General features: G+C 61.1%; 16 protein-coding genes. 6 read left to right on the forward strand and 10 right to left on the reverse strand.

The window, feature by feature from the left end:
* Positions 1 to 25 precede the first annotated feature (25 nt).
* Positions 26 to 406, forward strand: a complete 381-nt coding sequence (locus HBO12_RS03835; protein ID WP_169952473.1) for a fe2+ zn2+ uptake regulation protein — start codon at positions 26 to 28, stop codon at positions 404 to 406.
* Position 407: 1 nt separating this feature from the next.
* Here the strand turns inward: HBO12_RS03835 and HBO12_RS03840 are convergent, their stop codons facing one another.
* Positions 408 to 602 carry a hypothetical protein gene (locus tag HBO12_RS03840; RefSeq protein ID WP_057440092.1) on the reverse strand — a complete coding sequence of 65 codons (195 nt, stop codon included), beginning with the start codon at positions 600 to 602 and terminating at the stop codon, positions 408 to 410.
* A 266-nt stretch (positions 603 to 868) separates the two neighbouring features.
* Here HBO12_RS03840 and HBO12_RS03845 point away from each other — a divergent pair, with 266 nt between their 5' ends.
* A complete protein-coding gene (locus tag HBO12_RS03845) occupies positions 869 to 4,402 on the forward strand; it encodes a membrane-targeted effector domain-containing toxin (protein ID WP_170041493.1) in 3,534 nt (1,177 codons plus the stop codon).
* Positions 4,403 to 4,468: 66 nt separating this feature from the next.
* On the opposite strand, the gene HBO12_RS03850 is transcribed toward HBO12_RS03845, so the two are convergent.
* Genes HBO12_RS03850 through HBO12_RS03870 form a run of 5 tightly spaced genes read right to left on the reverse strand, consistent with a single transcriptional unit; the run spans position 4,469 to position 10,041 of the window.
* Positions 4,469 to 5,242, reverse strand: a complete 774-nt coding sequence (locus HBO12_RS03850; RefSeq protein ID WP_169952477.1) for an enoyl-CoA hydratase — start codon at positions 5,240 to 5,242, stop codon at positions 4,469 to 4,471.
* Between the two features lie 14 nt (positions 5,243 to 5,256).
* Entirely contained in the window at positions 5,257 to 6,384 is a 1,128-nt protein-coding gene (locus HBO12_RS03855; protein ID WP_170041494.1) for an acyl-CoA dehydrogenase, read from the reverse strand.
* A gap of 9 nt (positions 6,385 to 6,393) precedes the next feature.
* Entirely contained in the window at positions 6,394 to 7,587 is a 1,194-nt protein-coding gene (locus HBO12_RS03860) for an acetyl-CoA C-acyltransferase (RefSeq protein WP_178123669.1), read from the reverse strand.
* Positions 7,588 to 7,599: 12 nt separating this feature from the next.
* Entirely contained in the window at positions 7,600 to 8,367 is a 768-nt protein-coding gene (locus tag HBO12_RS03865) for an SDR family NAD(P)-dependent oxidoreductase (RefSeq protein ID WP_170041495.1), read from the reverse strand.
* A gap of 21 nt (positions 8,368 to 8,388) precedes the next feature.
* Entirely contained in the window at positions 8,389 to 10,041 is a 1,653-nt protein-coding gene (locus HBO12_RS03870) for an AMP-binding protein (protein WP_170041496.1), read from the reverse strand.
* Positions 10,042 to 10,296: 255 nt separating this feature from the next.
* Between HBO12_RS03870 and HBO12_RS03875 the strand changes: the two genes are divergently transcribed.
* The 4 genes from HBO12_RS03875 (at position 10,297) to HBO12_RS03890 (ending at position 15,636) form a co-directional block, all read left to right on the forward strand.
* The gene (locus HBO12_RS03875; RefSeq protein ID WP_170041497.1) at positions 10,297 to 11,190 is read left to right on the forward strand and encodes a bestrophin family protein; all 894 of its coding nucleotides are present in this window, start codon (positions 10,297 to 10,299) and stop codon (positions 11,188 to 11,190) included.
* 75 nt (positions 11,191 to 11,265) lie between these two features.
* A complete protein-coding gene (locus HBO12_RS03880) occupies positions 11,266 to 12,324 on the forward strand; it encodes a tetratricopeptide repeat protein (protein WP_170041498.1) in 1,059 nt (352 codons plus the stop codon).
* 142 nt (positions 12,325 to 12,466) lie between these two features.
* On the forward strand, positions 12,467 to 13,969 hold the full coding sequence (locus HBO12_RS03885; RefSeq protein ID WP_169952490.1) for an ATPase domain-containing protein: 1,503 nt from the start codon (positions 12,467 to 12,469) through the stop codon (positions 13,967 to 13,969).
* Positions 13,966 to 15,636, forward strand: coding sequence for a response regulator (locus HBO12_RS03890; RefSeq protein ID WP_170041499.1), 1,671 nt, complete (start codon positions 13,966 to 13,968; stop codon positions 15,634 to 15,636). Before HBO12_RS03885 ends, HBO12_RS03890 begins: the two co-directional genes overlap by 4 nt.
* A 73-nt stretch (positions 15,637 to 15,709) precedes the next feature.
* Here the strand turns inward: HBO12_RS03890 and HBO12_RS03895 are convergent, their stop codons facing one another.
* The 4 genes from HBO12_RS03895 to HBO12_RS03910 all read right to left on the reverse strand — a co-directional run bounded on the left by HBO12_RS03895 (position 15,710) and on the right by HBO12_RS03910 (position 18,770).
* Positions 15,710 to 16,087, reverse strand: coding sequence for a response regulator (locus HBO12_RS03895; protein ID WP_029290496.1), 378 nt, complete (start codon positions 16,085 to 16,087; stop codon positions 15,710 to 15,712).
* 78 nt (positions 16,088 to 16,165) lie between these two features.
* A complete protein-coding gene (locus HBO12_RS03900; RefSeq protein ID WP_169952496.1) occupies positions 16,166 to 17,359 on the reverse strand; it encodes a hybrid sensor histidine kinase/response regulator in 1,194 nt (397 codons plus the stop codon).
* On the reverse strand, positions 17,353 to 17,958 hold the full coding sequence (locus tag HBO12_RS03905; RefSeq protein WP_169952498.1) for a chemotaxis protein CheB: 606 nt from the start codon (positions 17,956 to 17,958) through the stop codon (positions 17,353 to 17,355). Before HBO12_RS03905 ends, HBO12_RS03900 begins: the two co-directional genes overlap by 7 nt.
* Positions 17,955 to 18,770, reverse strand: a complete 816-nt coding sequence (locus tag HBO12_RS03910; protein ID WP_170041500.1) for a CheR family methyltransferase — start codon at positions 18,768 to 18,770, stop codon at positions 17,955 to 17,957. Before HBO12_RS03910 ends, HBO12_RS03905 begins: the two co-directional genes overlap by 4 nt.
* Between the last annotated feature and the right edge of the window lie 3 nt (positions 18,771 to 18,773).

The following is an 18,773-nucleotide window of genomic DNA, read 5'->3' on the forward strand; positions in this document are numbered from 1 at the left end:
TCAGGCTCTGATAAGGAGTTTTTGCATGTACAACCCGCAACTGCCCACGGACGGACATTTTATGGCACACGACGCCGCTTTCGGCGCGGATACCCAAGCCTTCGCCAAGGCAACCGAGCATCAAGGCAACCAACGCATCCGGCATCTGCTCAAGTGTTTTGGGTTGCGCACCAGCCTGATCCGGCTGAAAGTCATCGACGCCCTGCTCACGGCAGCCGACAACGGCCGCTCGCTGGGGGTACGGGGCGTGCACAGCCATTTGCTGGAACTGGGCATCCCGTTATCGTTTCTCAGTGTGCGCGAGGTGCTCAAGCGCCTGTGCAGCGAGGGCTTGATCACCCTCAACAGCGATAAAAGCTACAGCCTCCATGAAGAGGCTGTGAAGGTCCTGGATTCCGGTGCCTGACTTACAGGTTGGGCTTGACCTTGCGGCGCATGATGCCGTTGATCACCACCACAATCACTGCCACGGCAATGGCGATGTACTGGAACGTCTTCTCACTGATGGCGCCGATGTTCTGCAAATAGGACAGGCCAAACATCGTGCCGAGGACGACCAGGGAAATTAGAATCGAGTAAATCAAGCGTTGCTTCTGGGTCATGACGGGTTCCTGAAACCTGAAAGTTGTATCCACTGTTTATCGCAAGCCATGCCAAGGGCATACCCTATTTCGGGGATGACTCAGGGTGGGCGTGAATTCATGTTACAGGCGATCAGCCACTTTGGCTTGTCTTGCACCCGATCACCTGGCAGTTATCTCTGTTGACAATTCACCGTGGGATAAATCGGACCAGCTTCGCCACTTAGCCTGGGAAAACTGAAGGCCTGAATGCTTTCAGAAGTGTCGTCCCACACAGGTGAACCGCGATGCCCCCAATTGCAGTAATACCTTCCACTCCAGGTTTTGCGACAAACGGAATATCCCCTCCCCCCAGGGCGCTCCAGGCAGCGGTTGAGCCATCAACCGTCGTGCACAACACGCCACCTAGCCAGGCAGAAACCCGCAGCCCCGACCTGAAGCGGGCCCTTGGGGACCAGCGTAACTGGCAATCCCTGACGCAGCTTCTTGACCAGGCGGCCCAAGGCCTGGCACCCGAAGCCGACGCGCAAGCCGTGGCGTCAGCGTTGGCCGGGGTGACGTTTACCCCTGACGTCGACTCTTCGTATGTTCAGCAACAACCTTCCCGGGATACAACCACCGTCGACCTTGAACGGTTCTTGATAAAGAGCGACGTCAGACTGCCGCGTACCCGAACCGAATTGTCGGACCTGGCTAAAGCTATGGCAATTCAGGCGTTGCAGCCGCCATACGGCAATTACGGTGGTGGACTGTCCTGGCCTTTACCCCTGAGCGTTTCGCAACAGCAGTCTGTCCTCACGCTCTTCACGACCAACTCGGCAGGCTTATCAGACCTCCCCTTGATAGACCATCGCGCCGGGCCGCTGGGTTATCTTGCCGACGCCGTGCCGTTGTCCGGGGCCGAACTCCAGGACCCCGGCCAGGCGCTGGAAAAACTTATCCAGTCACCCCGCGGGCAAGCGCTGGGGCAGGCAATCCAAACTCATCTTAACGGTGTCCAGACACCAAGCAGCACCCGCGACTACGTGTTGACAGCAATCAACCTGGGGCTCGATTCAGAATCCATCAGCCACCCCCAGAGAAATACAGTCGCAGGCTTTGACCTCGCCCAGGAGCAACATTGGGGCAAGTCGCCCTCCTCTATTGTCAACGCCCTGCGCAACCATCTGGTCACGACCGGCAAGGCCACCATGGCGACCGCTCAACTGGGAGCGCATCTGTTGCTGGCGCGTCTTGCACCTCAGTTCCTGGTCAAGGATATCCCTGACAAAGTGACCTATGGCAGCCAGTCCTGGGCCAGCTTTCACCTGGCGGTGGCAAAGATAGAAGCCAGCACACCAGGCGTTACGCCACAGATGAGTTACGCCCAGGTCATGAGCGTCGCCGATGCCAGCGATGCATCTGTTTACGATGCAACCCAAACGGCTGTGTTAATTGACTGGGCGGTTGCCAACGGCGTTCTCGATAAAAAAGATGACAGCCTTTACAGCAGCGCTGAAATCGAACGCGCCCGCAGCGACTTCAACCAGCAACTGGATGAGCGGGCAACTGCTTCGAGCCAGCTGCGCACGCCAATACCCGACCTGAAGCAAATCGCGCTGGCCAAACTTGAGCAACAATTTGGCAAAGGCATTCCCTTCGAAGAAAAATGCATCAAGGCTGATTATTACTTTCGTAGCGCCAAGATTCATCAGGGCACCTACTCGATGCTGGACATCGCGATGATGGACCATCACGACGTTCCCAAATGGAAAACGACGGACAGTCGCATCCCGATCGACAGCCTTAACGCGCGCGAGAAAGTCAACGTATTCGACAGTTTCAAAACAGCATTCGACGACACTATCAGAATACAAAAACAAGGCATTAAAACCGCGATAAAACACATGATTGCCCAGTTACCGTTAGCCGATCGTAAAAACCTTGAGTCGGGGGAGATCCACTTCTATCAAGAAAGGACGTATACCATCGCGACGGATTTTTTTTCGCCGCCCGCCCTCACTTCAAAAAGCAAAAAAATGCTGATCAAAGTCGGACGCGATAACCCTCCAATCGTGTATGAAGTTGATCTGGCAAAAGGTGCTATCGCCCGGGGAAAACTGTCGCTGACAGAGTTCCGTAACGCCAACAGGCTCCATAGAACAGAGGAGTTCAACGTCGGCGATGCCGAACGCCCAGCGCGGTTGGACGCAACTCCCGGCAGTGCGTTGCCGCCACAGAGTTTTTCCAGCGTCAGGACGCAGGATATCGCCGATGCGTTTGTCGAGGCCTTTGACCTGGATAACGCAGACGTGCTCAAACAGGCGCGGGGGGTCACCACCTTTGACGAGGAGCAAGCTTCGCGAGACAAGGTCAATGAATTGCTGTTGAACCTGATTCCGCTGAGATCGGCCATTGTCAACTTTCAACAGGGCAACTACGCCGACGGCGTGATGGATTTGGGGCTGGACCTGCTGGGTTTTCTGACCGCAGGCGCGGCAACGTCTGCCAGGGCAGGGAAAGTGGTATCGACGGCAACGTCCAGCACGGCCAAGGCACTGGGACTGGCAAGAGCGATTGGCGTCAGCGCTATCGAGGCCCTGAACCCTCTGAGCGGCGTAGGAGACTTGCTGATGGGCACAGCGCGACTCGCCAAAACGGGCGCCAAGGGAGCAGCCCATAAGATACAAGCGCTGCGGGGCAGCGCAGACAGCTATGACTTGGTGGCCGCCAGCCAAAAATACGACGCTGCAGCAACAGGCACATTCAAGTACGCCGACCAATCCGGCGATACGCTCGCGGTGCAGCAACAGGGCAAATGGTACGCCTACGATGAAGGTACCCAACAGACCTATGGCAGCCCTCTTGAAGATTTCACCCCCTTGAACACGTTGATGCCAGTCAATCGTGATTGGCTCACCCTGCATCATCCACACTCTCGGCGCTACAACCCGCTGCAACGAATCTGGCGCAAGGTCTACCCAGCAGCCCCACCGCCGCCGCCAAAAGCACTACCCAGCGGGGATTACGCACTCAGCATGAAGGGAAAATGGCAGGGTGAGCACTTCTCAAGCCAAAATGCGTTAGTCGATACCGCGTTGAAATTTGAGAGCGATATGCATGCCTACTTCAACTCGGCAAATGCAGGCAACATCCCACCACGGCCTGCGATTCCATCTATCCCCACCCCCGTTCCATCATCAGAGGTAATCACCAAAGGATTACAGGCATCCGATGGCCTGGTGTTTGGAGAGAACCATGGAGAAAGGGCCAGCTTCCAACTCCTCTACGACAACATGGATTTATTCGTTCGGCAAAAAGTAAAAAGGGTCTATATCGAAGGCGTGGCGGATTACCCTTCAGGCATCAGGGACGACGGTATTGGCTGGCTTGGGGATACAAACCAGAAACGCACCCAACCGAACTTTGAAGAGCTTAAACGCAAGTTCGAAGAAAATGGCATAGAGGTGCTTCCTCTGGACCATGTCTATTTAACACAACGATATAACCCAACACTCTCCACAAAAGAATACAGCGTTGCTGATGCCAAGGAGCGGCTCGAACGATTCAACTATTACGCCGCACAAACCATCAAGGCAACCAGCGGCGGTGAGAAGTGGATCGCCTTGGTCGGCCGGTTCCATACAAATACCCAGTTGGGGGTGCCCGGCATGGCTGAATTGACTGGAGGCCTGAGCATCGGCATTTTTCCAAAAAAAATGACCGGTCCCAGCGATGGATTGACCAATACGTTTGTTGTGCCACCGGGCCACGTACCGGGTCCGACGACTCCGATGGGAGACCTGACAATCTCGTTTCAGGTCAGGCACCCCCAGCCTTGATCAGCATATAGATATGAAACACAGGTCCTACGCCGGACCTGTATTTCAGATGATTCTACCCGCGCATTACTTGTCCTTGAACTCTGGAGTGCGCTTGGCCACGAACGCGGCCATGCCTTCCTTCTGATCCTGAGTGGCAAAGGCTGCGTGGAACACCCGGCGCTCAAAACGCACACCTTCCGAAAGGCTGACTTCAAAAGCGCGGTTCACGCTTTCCTTGACCATCATGCTGATCGGTACCGATTTGCTGGCGATCAGCGCCGCAACCTTGAGCGCCTCGTCCAGCAGTTCGTCCGCCGGCACAATCCGCGCGACGATGCCGCAACGCTCGGCCTCCACCGCATCGATAAAACGCCCGGTCAGGCACATTTCCATGGCCTTGGCCTTGCCCACCGCACGGGTCAGGCGCTGGGTGCCGCCCATGCCCGGCAGGACGCCGAGGTTGACTTCCGGCTGGCCGAACTTGGCCGTATCGCCGGCCAGGATAAAGTCGCACATCAACGCCAGTTCGCAGCCGCCACCCAGGGCAAAACCGTTGACCGCCGCGATGATCGGCTTGCGGCGGTTGGCCACACGGTCGCTGTCGCTGAACAGGTCGTCGAGGTAGATCTGCGGGTAGGTCAGCTCGGCCATTTCCTTGATATCGGCGCCAGCGGCAAAGGCTTTCTTGGAGCCGGTCAACACGATGCAGCCGATCTCGGGATTGGCTTCCAGGCTGTCCAGGGCCTGGTTCACTTCGCTGACCAATTGCGCGTTCAAGGCATTCAGCGCTTGCGGGCGATTGAGGGTAATCAGCCCGACACGGCCTTGAACGTCGAGCAAAATGGTTTCATAACTCATTGATCCGTTCCTCTTCAAAGATTGCGCGAAATGACCATGCGCTGAATATCACTGGTGCCTTCATAAATCTGGCAGACCCGCACATCACGGTAGATCCGCTCCAGCGGGAAGTCGCTCAGGTAACCGTATCCGCCCAGGGTTTGCAAGGCGGCAGAACAGACTTTCTCAGCCATTTCCGAGGCAAACAGCTTGGCCATGGACGCCTCCACCAGCGCAGGCTTGCCGCTGTCGCGCAGGGCGGCGGCGTAGTGCACCATCTGCCGGGCCACGGCGATCTGGGTGGCCATGTCCGCCAGGCGAAACGCCACGGCCTGATGCTCGATCAGCGGCTTGCCGAAGCTTTCCCGCTCGCGGGCGTAATCACGGGCCGCTTCAAACGCGGCGCGGGCCATGCCCACCGATTGCGAGGCAATGCCCACGCGACCGCCCTCAAGGTTAGCCAGGGCGATTTTGTAGCCTTCGCCCTCCTCGCCCAGGCGGTTGGCGACCGGCACCTTCACATCCTCAAACAGAATCTGGCAGGTGTCGGATGCATGCTGGCCAAGCTTGTCCTCGACCCGCGCGACGGTGTAGCCAGGCGAGGCGGTGGGCACGATAAACGCGCTGATCCCACGCTTGCCGGCCGCAGGATCGGTCACGGCAAACACAATCACCACCCCGGCGTTCTGCCCGGAGGTGATGAACTGTTTGCAGCCATTGAGCACGTAGTGATCGCCCTCCAGGCGCGCGCGGGTCTTCAGGCTGCTGGCATCGGACCCGGCCTGGGGCTCGGTGAGGGCAAACGCACCGAGCATCGCGCCGCTGGCCAGGGGCTTGAGGAATTGCTCTTTCTGCTGGTCATTGCCGAACTTGAGGATGGGCACGCAGCCCACCGAATTGTGCACGCTCATGATGGTCGAGCAGGCGCCATCACCGGCCGCTACTTCTTCCAGGGCCATGGCATAGGCCAGGTACCCAGTGTCGCAGCCGCCCCACTGTTCCGGCACGAGCATGCCGAAAAAGCCCAGCTCGGCCATCTCAGCGATAGCCTCCCTGGGGAAGCGATGCTCGCGGTCCCACTCGGCAGCGAAAGGTTTGAGCCGCTCCTGGGCGAATTGCCGGGCCGCGTCGCTGATTTGCAGTTGTTCGTCATTGGGCAACATATAGCTTCCTTAATCCAGGCACTCGACGGCCATGGCCGTGGCTTCACCGCCGCCGATGCAGATGGCGGCAACGCCGCGCTTGAGGCCCCGCTGGCGCAGCGCCGAAAGCAGGGTCACGAGGATCCGCGCACCGGATGCGCCAATCGGATGCCCCAGGGCGCACGCGCCACCGTGGACGTTGACCTTGTCGTGGGGGATTTCCAGCTTGCTCATGGTCACCAGGCTGACCACGGCAAAGGCCTCGTTGATCTCGAACAGGTCGACGTCACCCAGGCTCCAGCCGGTCTTGCTCATCAGCTTGCGAATCGCCCCCACCGGTGCCACCGGAAACAGCCCCGGTTCATCGGCAAAGGCCGCGTGGCCGTGGATCACTGCCAGGGGCTTGAGCCCGCGCTTTTGCGCTTCGGACTGGCGCATCAAAAGCAAAGCCGCCGCACCGTCGGAGATCGAGCTGGAGTTGGCCGCCGTCACCGTGCCGCCTTCGCGGAACGCCGGCTTCAAGGTGGCGATCTTGTCCAGGCGCGCCTTGGGCGGCTGCTCGTCGTCAGTGATGGTCTTTTGTTCCTTGCCCACGGTGACCTGCACCGGGACGATCTCGGCGCTGAAGCGCCCGGCACTGATCGCCTGCTGCGCGCGGGTCAGCGAGGCAATGGCAAAGGCATCCTGGGCTTCGCGAGTAAAGCCATTGGCTTCGGCACAATCCTCGGCAAAGGTGCCCATCAGGCGGCCCTTGTCATAGGCGTCTTCGAGGCCATCGAGGAACATATGGTCCAGGACCCGGCCATGGCCCATGCGGTAGCCGCTGCGCGCACGGTCCAGCAGGTAAGGCGCGTTGGACATGCTCTCCATGCCGCCTGCAATCACCACCTGCACGCTGCCGGCCAGCAGCGAGTCATGGGCGAGAATCGTCGCTTGCATGCCCGAACCGCACATCTTGTTGAGGGTGGTACAACGTGTCGATTTATCCAGGCCGGCCCCCAGCGCTGCCTGGCGTGCCGGCGCCTGGCCGAGACCTGCGGGCAGCACGCAACCGAACAGCACTTCATCCACGGCGTCGTGGGCGATACCGGCGCGCTCGACGGCGGCGCGAATCGCGGCGGCGCCCAGTTGCGGCGCGGTCAGGCCCTTGAGTTCGCCCTGGAAGCCGCCCATGGGCGTGCGTACGGCGCTGACAATAACAATCGGGTCGTGGAGCTGAATCATGACAAATCCTCCTTACTTGGCCGCCATGCGCAAGGCACCGTCAAGACGGATCACCTCGCCATTGAGCATGCTGTTTTCAATGATGTGCCGGACCAGCGCGGCGTACTCGGCCGGCTTGCCCAGGCGTGGCGGGAACGGCACACCGGCCGCCAGGGCATCGCGAACTTCCGGGGTCATGCCGGCCATCATCGGCGTTTCAAAGATGCCCGGGGCGATGGTCATCACGCGGATGCCGAAGCGCGCCAGTTCACGGGCGGCCGGCAGGGTCAGGCTGGCAATCGCGCCCTTGGACGCCGCATACGCAGCCTGGCCGATCTGCCCGTCGAAGGCCGCCACCGAAGCGGTGTTGATGATCACGCCGCGCTCACCGTCGGCGTCGGCCGGGGTTTCGGCAATCGCCGCTGCCGCCAGGCGCAGAAGGTTGAAACTGCCGACCAGGTTGACGTTGATCACCTGGGCAAAGCTGGCCAACCCATGCGGGCCGTTCTTGCCGAGGATTTTCTCGCCACGCACCACGCCTGCGCAGTTGATCAGCCCATGCAGGCCGCCAAACGCTGCAACCGTTGCTTGTACTGCCGCTTCGGCGGCGGCTTCCTGGCTGATATCCGCCACCACGCTGCGCGCCTGCGCGCCCAGCTTTGCAGCCTGGGCCGCCACGGCGTCGGCGTTCAGGTCCACCAGCATCACCTTGGCGCCCGCCGCCACCAGCATCTGGGCAGTGGCCGCGCCGAGGCCCGAAGCGCCACCGCTGACCATAAACACCTTGTTTTCAATCTGCATCATTGTTTCCTTGAAGAGGGATCAAGCCGTGGTCGCTGCCTGGACCTTGGCGATTTCCTGGTTACGCAAAATAAACCGTTGCAGCTTGCCGCTCGGGGTCTTGGGCAAGTCGCTGACAAATTCGATTTCCCGTGGGTAGGCGTGGGCCGCCAGGCGCTTGCGCACATGCTGGCGCAGTTCCTCGGCCAACTCGGCGTCGGCGCGGTACTGGCTGTTGATCACCACGAAGGCCTTGACCAGCTCGGTGCGCTCGGCGTCCGGCTTGCCGACCACCGCGGCTTCGATCACTGCCGGGTGCTCGACCAAGGCGCTTTCCACATCGAACGGCCCCACGCGGTAGCCGGAAGTGGTGATCACATCGTCACTGCGCCCGACAAAACTGATGCTGCCATCGGGGTTCAACTCCACGGTGTCGCCGCTCAAGTAGTACTTGCCGACGAAGGCCTTGGTCTTGACCCCGTCGTAGCCTTCGAACCAGCACATGGGTGACTGCTCGCGGTCGATGGCGAGGATGCCCGGCTGGCCGGCGGGCAATTCCTGGTGGTTGTCGTCCAGCACCACGATGCGGTGCCCCGGCGAGGCAAAGCCGGCCGAGCCGACATGCACCGGGTGTTCCAGGCCGTGGTGGTTGCACAGGACCATGCCCAGTTCGGTCTGGCCGTAGTGGTCGTGGATAGTCACACCCAGGTTATCGGCAAACCAGCGGATCACTTCCGGGTTCAACGGCTCGCCAGCGCTGCTGACAATGCGCAACCGGCCCTTGATCGAGCGCGCGAACTGCTCGCCACCGGCGATCAGCAGGCGGTAGGCCGTGGGCGAGCCGGTCAGGTTGGTGATCCCGTATTTGTTGATGACCCGGCAGGTGCTTTCCAGGGTGAACGGGCCATCGTAGAAGGTGATCGGATGCCCCATGGACAGCGGCCCGGTCACGCCGAAGTAGATGCCATAGGCCCAGCCCGGATCGGCGACGTTCCAGAACGCATCTTCGGGGCGCAGGTCCACCGCGTCACGGGTGTAGCTCTGGAACGCGACCAGGGCCTTGAGCGGCACGGCCAGGGCCTTCGACGGGCCGGTGGTGCCAGAGGTGAACATCAGCAGGAACGGATCGTCTGCGCCCAGTAACACCGGTTCGCACACATTCGAATAGTTGGGCAACTCGGCCCAGAAGCTGAAATCGCCGCGCACAATGCCTTCGCCCTTGGCGCCGGCCACGGTGACGATGGTCGGGCAGTCGGTGACTTCGGCCAGCTTGCTGCGGTTGACCGCGTCGGTCACCACCAGCGCCGCGCCGGAGCTGTTCAAGCGGTGTTCGATGGCCTTGGGGCCGAACGCGGTGAACAGCGGCTGGTAGACCGCGCCGACGCGCCAGGTGGCAAGCACCGTCACCAGCAATTCAGCAGTGCGCGGCAATAGGCCGGCCACCTTGTCGCCACGCTTGACGCCCTGGGCCAGGAGGAAGTTGGCCAAACGCGCGGCCTGATCCTGCAACTCGCTGAAGGTGACGGTGGCGCTGCGACCATCCTTGCCCTCCCAGAACAAGGCAATGCGCCCCGGCAGCACGTGCCGGTCACAGCATTCGACGCAGGCATTGAGCCCTTGCAGGTGGCCGGCCAGTGCGGCCTCGACGGTTTGCTGGTAGTTGAACTGGGTGGTCGCAGCCAAATAATCGCGCATCGTGGCAAATCCCTGTGTCTTTTGTTGTTTTGGGGGGCGTGCTTTTGCGGGGTGAAGCTGCGCAAATAGTGGCGCCAGAGCGGCGCATGGACAATGGTCAAAGCTTTCAATGTGGCTGACTGGTTTGGCCAATGGCGCCGTGGAGCAAACCGTTGCGTCATAGAGGCCAACAATCAGCCGGTCAACCCAAGCGATTGGACGCCCCGCCCACCAGCTTCTAATCTGAGGGCCTGCGCCACCGAAGAAGCCCCCTCGATGATTGTTCGCCCCAAACCCAACCTGTTCGGCATCCTGTTCTCCCTCAAGGGCTCGATTGCCAAGCGCATTGCCCTGCGCAGCCTGCTGGTCACGCTGCTGGCCTCGGTGATCGTGTTGGTGGAAACCCTGCACCCAGCCTATTTCTCCAAGGTCAACGCCACGCCGTTCACCCTGCTGGGGCTGTCGCTGTCGATCTTCATGAGTTTTCGCAACAACGCCTGCTACGACCGCTGGTGGGAAGGCCGCAAGCAATTGGGGCAGATGGTCATTGAAATCCGCTCGCTGATCCGTGAGAGCCAGGTTTTTACCCTGCCCGGCGAGCGCGAAGGCCTGTTGCGCGGCCTGTGCGGCTTTGCCCACGGCCTGGTGGCGCGCCTGCGCCTGGAAGACGAAGCCAGTGCCATCAAACCGTGGATCAACGTGGAACCCCGCCACCCGAACCCGCCCGACCGCATCCTGCAAACCCTCGGGGCCCACTGCTCGGACGCCGCGCAACAGGGGCGGATCAGCGACTGGCGCTACACCCAGCTGGAAACCCGCCTGGTCGGCCTGAGCCAGGTACAGGCTGCCTGCGAGCGGATCAAGAGCACGCCGCTGCCCTTTCCCTACACCTTGCTGCTGCACCGCACCATCTATCTGTTCTGCATCCTCCTGCCGTTTGCCATGGCCGAGCCCCTGGGCTGGCTAACGCCGATTTTCACCGCCATTGTCAGCTACACCTTCTTTGGCCTGGATGAGATCGGCGACGATCTCGAAGACCCTTTTGGCTTCGATGAAAACGACCTGCCGTGCAATGCCATCGTGCGTACCCTGGAGCGGGAGATCCTCGCGGCTCTCGGCGAAACCACCCTGCCGGCGCCCCTGGAGCCCGTGGACTACGTGCTGACGTGACACAGGTTTGACACTCGTCGGTGTCTGACCGAAGCTGACCACTTTGCACTAGCTGCCCAGCTTTCGGACGCCTGCATGTCAAAGTCACGCCGTTACGCGATCATCGGCCTGAGCGCCCTGTTGTTTGTCGTACTGATCTTTTCGTATTTCTCCCGCACCCCCAGCGTGTCCGTCCCGCCGGCTGTTGCCCACGGTTACTCCAAGGCCCTGAAACAGGCACATAACGGCGAGCCTGGCGCCGCGCGCGTGTTGTATCAGCAACTGGGCCGGCCGGACCTCTCCGACATCCGCCGCGCCGCCCTGCACGGCGAATTGCACAACTACCCAAGCCCCCAGGCCTTGAAGCTGGCGGACAAGGACCTGAGCCACGAATCCCCCCTGGTGCGCCAGGCGGCCATCGCCAGCATCGTCGGCCTGGTGCCCAGCGGCCAGCGCACCCTGTTGCTCGGCCCATTGCTCGATGATGACGAACAAAGCGTACGGTTTGCCGCCGCCAATGCCCTGCTGGGCCTGTCGCCCGACACCCTGGGCCTGTACTTCGGCCCCTTGCAGCTGGTGCTGGATGAATATGTGAAGTACCTCAAGACCCAGCCTGAAAGCCCCGAAGGCTGGATCCAGCTGGCACGCCTGTACATTCACAGCGCCCTGCTGCCCGAGGCGCAACATGCGCTGGAACAGGCATTGCGCCTGGATCCGCAGAACCTGCCGGCAGTGGTCGCGCGCATCGAGCTGCTGGACAGACAGGGCAAGGTCGATGACTCGCGCCAGGTGCTCGCCACCCAGTTGCAAGCCCACCCCGAGTCAGCCTACCTGCAACATGCCCTGGGCATGTGGCTGCTGCACCATGGCGAGCGCGAGTACGCGCTGCTGGGCCTGTCCAAGGCGGTGGAGCTGGAACCCGACAACCAGGATTACCGCTACGACCTGGCCACCACCCTGCACGACCAGGAGGAACTGGAAGCCGCCCAGCGCCAGTTGGAAGAAATCGTCCAGCGCCACCCGGCCAACCGCAAGGCGCGGGTGCTGTTGATCAACTATTGGAAAGAAAGCGGCCAGTTGCAGAACGTGCAGGTGCTGTTGGCCCAGCTGGAGCAGCAAAACCCGGACGATCCGGCCCTGCAACAAGGCCTGTGACGCGCGCCAGGCATTGAAATCTGTGGACTGCCTTGCACAAAAACAAGAAAACGTTGAACCGCCCCACAGCCCAACGGTCAAGTGAATATGGCGCGCCTTGACCGGCGCGCCCCTCAACTTATACGTGACCCGAGGGCACTTCTTGTCTACATCCAAAGAGCTGTTCACAGCAAAGGCGGCCACCGGCATCGAAGGTCTTGATGACATTCTTGCCGGGGGGCTATCGCGTAGCCATCTGTTCCTGCTCGAAGGTGAGCCCGGCACCGGCAAGACCACCGTGGCCCTGCAGTTTCTCCAGGCCGGCGCCAAGGCCGGGGAACGATCGCTGTATATCACCCTGTCGGAAACCGAGCGCGAGCTGCGCCAGGGCGCCAAGTCCCACGGCTGGGACCTGGATGAGCACATCCATATCTTTGAACTGACCCCACCTGAAAGCCTGCTCAATGCCGAGCATCAGCAAAGCCTGCTGTACTCCTCCGACCTCGAGCTGGGCGAGGCCACCCGGCAGATCTTCGAGGTGGTAGAACGGGTCAAGCCCACCCGCGTGGTGATCGACAGCCTCTCGGAAATCCGCCTGCTGGCCCAAAGCTCGTTGCGCTATCGAAGGCAGATCCTGGCGATCAAGCACTACTTCGTGCGTTACGAAGCGACCGTGCTGCTGCTGGACGACCTGACCACCGAATCCCTGGATAAAACCGTACACAGCGTGGCCCACGGGGTAATCCGCCTGGAAGAACTGACCCCCAACTACGGCGCGGAACGACGCCGGGTACGGGTGGTGAAGTACCGTGGCCAGAAGTACCGTGGGGGCTTTCACGACTTCACCATTATGGAAGATGGCGTGCATGTGTTCCCCCGCCTGGTGGCGGCCGAGCACCGCAGCGGTTACAGCCGCCAGACCCTGACCAGCGGCATTCGCGAGATGGATGCGCTGCTCGGCGGCGGGATCGAGACCGGCTCCAGCACCCTGATCCTCGGCCCTGCCGGTACCGGCAAATCCTTGATCTCGATGATCTTCGCCGCAGCAGCAGTGGCCCGTGGCGAAAAGGCCGCGCTGTTTATCTTCGATGAAGAGCTGGGCCTGCTGTTCGACCGCATGAAAAACATGGGCATTGACCTGGCCGCCCTGCAAGCCACCGGCAACCTGCTGATCGAGCAGGTGGATGCCGCCGAGCTGTCGCCCGGCGAGTTTTCCCACCGGGTGCGGCGTTGCGTGGATGAGCGCCAGATCAAGACCGTGGTCATCGACAGCATCAACGGTTACCAGGCAGCGATGCCTGAGGAAAACGCCCTGGTGCTGCACATGCACGAGCTGTTGCTGTACCTCAACCGCCGTGGCGCAGCGACCTTCATGACCGTGGCCCAGCACGGCCTGGTCGGCGACATGCAAGCGCCGGTGGATATCACCTACCTGGCAGACACGGTGATCCTATTGCGCTACTTCGAAGCACTGGGCAAGGTACGACGGGCAATTTCCATCATCAAGAAACGCACCGGCAGCCATGAATCGACCATCCGTGAATACCGCATCGCCAGCCGTGGCATGACCATCGGCGAACCCCTCGAAGCCTTCCAGGGCGTGCTGCGCGGAGTGCCCACCTACATGGGTGCCGGCAAGCCGCTGCTCAAGGATGAGAGCTTGTGAGTAGCCTGCCGGCCGTTTCCGAGCGCGCGATCATTCTCGCGCCCTTGGGACGGGACAGCTCGCTGGCGCTGATGATGCTCAACGAGGCAGGTTTCAGCGGTATCGCCGCCCCCAACCTGCCCATGCTCTGCGACGAACTGGAACAGGGCGCGGGCCTGCTGATCATCGCCGCCGAAGCCTTGCACGGGGTCGGGCTGGAACCGCTGCTGGACTATCTGCACCAGCAGCCAGCCTGGTCGGACCTGCCCATCGTCCTGATGACCCACCATGGCGGCACCGAACAGAACGCCTCATCCCACTTGAGCGCCAGCCTGGGCAACATCACCTTACTGGAGCGGCCATTTCACCCGGTGACGCTGATCAGCCTGGTGACCACCGCCCTGCGCGGGCGCCGACGGCAATACGAAGCCCGCGACCGCCTGATCGACCTGAGCCAGAGCGAACTGCGCCTGCAACGCACTCTCGAAACCCTCGAACAGCAAGTCGAAGAACGCACTGCGCAACTGCGCAGTAACGAAGAAGCCTTGCGCCAGTCACAAAAAATGGAAGCCGTGGGTCAGTTGACCGGCGGTATCGCCCACGACTTCAACAACATGCTTACCGGGATTATCGGCAGCCTCGAACTGCTGCGCCGGCGCCTGGCCCGGGGCCGCCTGGACGACCTCGACAGCCTGATCGACCTGGGCGTGACCTCGGCCAACCGCGCCGCCGGCCTGACCCACCGCCTGCTGGCGTTTTCCCGCCGCCAGTCGCTGGACTCCAAGCCGGTGGAGATCAACCAGTTGGTGACGTCCATGGGCGAATTGCTGCAACGCAGCCTCAACGAAAGCATCGTGCTGGAGATGCAATTGAGCGGGCAGCTGTGGACCGCCGAAGCCGACCCCAATCAGCTGGAAAGCGCCCTGCTCAACCTGGCGCTCAATGCCCGCGACGCCATGCCTGACGGCGGTCGACTGGTGGTCGAAACGCGCAATCGCCACCTCGATAACGTGTTCACCGCCGCCTACGGCACCCTGACCCCGGGCGACTACGTGGAGCTGAACGTCAGCGACACCGGCTGCGGCATGCCGGAAAACGTGATCAGCCGCGCCTTCGACCCGTTCTTCACCACCAAACCCATCGGCCAGGGCACCGGCCTGGGCCTGTCGATGATCTACGGGTTCGCCCGCCAGTCCCGTGGCCATGTGATCATCCACAGTGAGGTCGGCAAAGGCACCACGGTGAGCCTGTTCCTGCCCAGGTTTGTCGGTGAAGTCACTGCCGATTCCCCGCAGGACCCGGCATTGCTGCCGTTTGCCAACGCCGGCGAGTGTGTGCTGATTGTCGAGGATGACCCGGCGGTACGGGTGTTGGTGAGCCAGGTACTGAGTGAGCTGGGCTATGCCTTTGTCGAGGCGGGAGATGCCGACAGTGCGCTACCGATTATCGAATCCAGCCAGCGCATTGACCTGATCATCAGCGATGTGGGCTTGCCGGGCATGAACGGCCGCCAATTGGCGGAGATCGGCCGGCAGATCCGTCCGGACCTGAGGGTGTTGTTCATTACCGGCTATGCCGAGCACGCGGCGGTGCGCGGCGGGTTCCTGGACCCGGGCATGCAGTTGATCACCAAGCCCTTTACCTTCGACCTGTTGACGGCGAAGGTGCGGGAGATGATTCAGGCCTGACATGCGGGGGCATTTGCAAAAAACGCTCCCGCGTCGCTGCACGGTCAGGACCTGCCAGCACGCGCCTGAAGCTTCAGGCCAGCAGCCGCTGGATATGCTCATGCAGCGTATCCAGATCAAACGGCTTGGCCAGGATCGGCGCGTTACGGGTGATCGGGCTGTTGCAGTCGAGGATCTCCTGCGGGTAACCGCTGATAAAGATCACCTTCAATTCCGGCCGCAGCTTGATCGCAGGCTCAGCGATCTGCACCCCGGAAATCCCGCCAGGCAGTCGATAGTCAGTCACCATCAGGTCCAGGTGCGGCTTGGAAGCGAGGATTTCGAAAGCCTGCTCGCCGTCGATGGCCTTGAGAACCCGGTACCCAAGGCCCGCGAGGTACTCGCCCAGCACGAACATGATCGACTCGTCATCCTCGACGATCAGTACAACATCTTGCGCATCTTCACTCATGGGAAGCCTTTGTCCGGTCAATTGCTGCTGATACGACCATAGGGTCACGCAGAGGTTGCGTCGGGGTGACGATTGATTTCACGCCCCGGCCCCCAGGGGCAGGCACACACGGAACAATGCGCCCTCTCCTATCTGGCTCTCGACTTCAATCGTGCCGCCGTGGGCCGCAACGATCTGTTCGGAGATAAACAGCCCAAGGCCAAGCCCGGCCACCGCATGGTTGGCCGATACGCGCTCGAACTGCTGGAAAATCCGCTTCTGGTTGTCTTCGCTGATACCGATCCCGCGGTCCCGGACTTCCACCCTGGCCTCGCCATGTTCGGCATACACCCGTACCGCCACCGGGCTCTTGGCGCCGTAGCGCAGGGCGTTGGTCAACAGGTTGGACACCACCTGCTCGATGCGAAACTCATCCCACTTGCCCTCCACCGGCTGCGGCGCATCCAGTTGCACCGACGACTCGGCCGCCGCCACTTGCGGGGCAAAGTTCTCCAGCAGGTTACGCACCAACTGCGCCAGGTCGAACTGCCCCGGGCGGATCGACAGCTTGCCGGTGCGGATCCGCGACACATCGAGCATGTCTTCGATCAAGCGGATCAGGCTCTGGATCTGCCGTTCATCGCGATCGACCATGGCGTGCATCTTGTCCAGGGTAAAGGCAGCGGCGTTGTCCCGAGCCAGGTGCATCTTGCGCAACTGGGTCTCCAGGATCAGGCCGTTGAGGGGCGTACGCACCTCATGGGCGACGATGGACATGAAGTCATCGCGCATGCGCACCGCCTGCTCCAGCTCGGCCTGGGTCGCCTGCAGGCGGTTGAGCAACAACTCCTGCTCGCGCCGGCTTTGCTCCAGGGCTTCGACCTGCTGCTTCATGGCCTTGCTCTGGCGGTGCAGGTCGACGAATACATTGACCTTGCTCTTGACCGCGTGGATGTCCAGGGGCTTGTGCAGGAAATCCACCGCGCCACTCTCGTAGCCCTTGAAGGCGTAATTGAGCTCACGACCGGCGGCACTCACAAACACGATGGGAATGTTCTTGGTCTTTTCGGTACCACGCATCATCTCGGCCAGTTCGAAGCCGTTCATGCCGGGCATCTGCACGTCGAGAATAGCCATGGCGAACTCATGCTCGAGCAGCAGCGACAAGGCTTCGTCCGCGCTCAATGCCTTGTAGACCTGGCGGTCCTCGCGCTTGATCAGTGCCTCAAGGGCCAGCAGGTTTTCCGGCAGATCGTCGACGATCAGCAGTTTGGCCTGGATAGTACTTAACATGGGGAAGATTCCAGGGAAGCCAGCAAAGCGCCAATCCGGCTCAAGGTAAGAATTTGGTCAGGTGCATGCAGCGCCAACGCCGCCTTGGGCATCACCGCCACCCGGGCCTCGGCAGGGTCCTGGACCACGGTGGTGCCGCCACGCAGCTTGACGTGGGCCAGGCCACGCGCGCCGTCCTGGTTGGCGCCGGTCAAAAGGATCGCCAGCAGATGCGGGCCATAGGCATCGGCGGCCGACTCGAACAGATAGTCAATGGCCGGGCGTGAGTGATGCACGCGCTCTTCCTGGCTCAAGGACAGGCTGCGGTCCTGCTCCACCGACAGGTGGTAGCCGGGGCCGGCAAAATACAGGGTGCCGGGCTGGATCATCTCCTTGTCCCGCGCCTCCACCACATGCATTGCCACGCGCCGGTCAAACACCTCGGCCAACTGGCTGCGCCGCTCATCCGGCAGGTGCAGTACGGCAATGATCGGCAGGTCGAACCCAGGCGCCAAGGCCCCGAAAATACTCAGCAACGCCTCGACCCCACCGGCGGATGCGCCAACGACAATGGCTTGGACACCCGACACACGGGCCGGGCTGGCAGTTGCTTGGTTCATGATTTGCGGTAGATCCGTTCTTGCTTGACCAAGGGTTCGAATTGCTTGCTGTAGGCGGAGAAATCCAGGGTTTCCTTACTGCCCAGCACCAGGAAGCCGCGATGACACAGCGACTCATGAAACAACCCAAACGCCCGATCCTGCAATTTTTTATTGAAATAAATCAGCACGTTACGACATGAAATTAATTGAGTTTCCGAAAATACGCTATCGGTCGCCAGGCTGTGGTCGGCGAACGTTACGTTCTCGCGCAGGGTCTTGTCGAAGATCGCGTAATCGTAGGCTGCCGTGTAGTAGTCGGCAAACGAACGCTGCCCTCCGGCCTGCTGGTAGTTGTGGGTGTAGGCACGCACGTTTTCCAGGGAAAAGATCCCCTGCTTGGCCTTCTCCAGGGAATTGGGGTTGATATCGGTGGCGTAAATGATAGTGCGTTCCAGCAAGCCTTCCTCGCGCAGCAGGATGGCCATCGAGTACACCTCCTCCCCGGTGCTGCAGCCGGCGATCCAGATCTTGATCGACGGGTAGGTCCTGAGCAGCGGCACCACTTCCTGGCGAATCGCCAAAAAGTGCGACGGGTCGCGAAACATCTCGCTGACCGGGATGGTCAGGAACTGCAGCAACTGCATGAACGCAGTGGGGTCGTGTAGCACCCGCTCCTGCAAGGCCGAGATGGTCTTGCAGTCGAACTGGCGCAAGGCATGGGCCACACGGCGCTTGACCGAAGCCCCGGAATAGTCGCGAAAGTCATAGCTGTACTTGAGGTAGATCGCCTCGATCAGCAAGCGCAGTTCAATATCAGTACTTCGATCCACTTA

It is taken from the genome of Pseudomonas sp. WS 5059, from assembly GCF_012985525.1.
Classification (GTDB): Bacteria; Pseudomonadota; Gammaproteobacteria; order Pseudomonadales; family Pseudomonadaceae; genus Aquipseudomonas.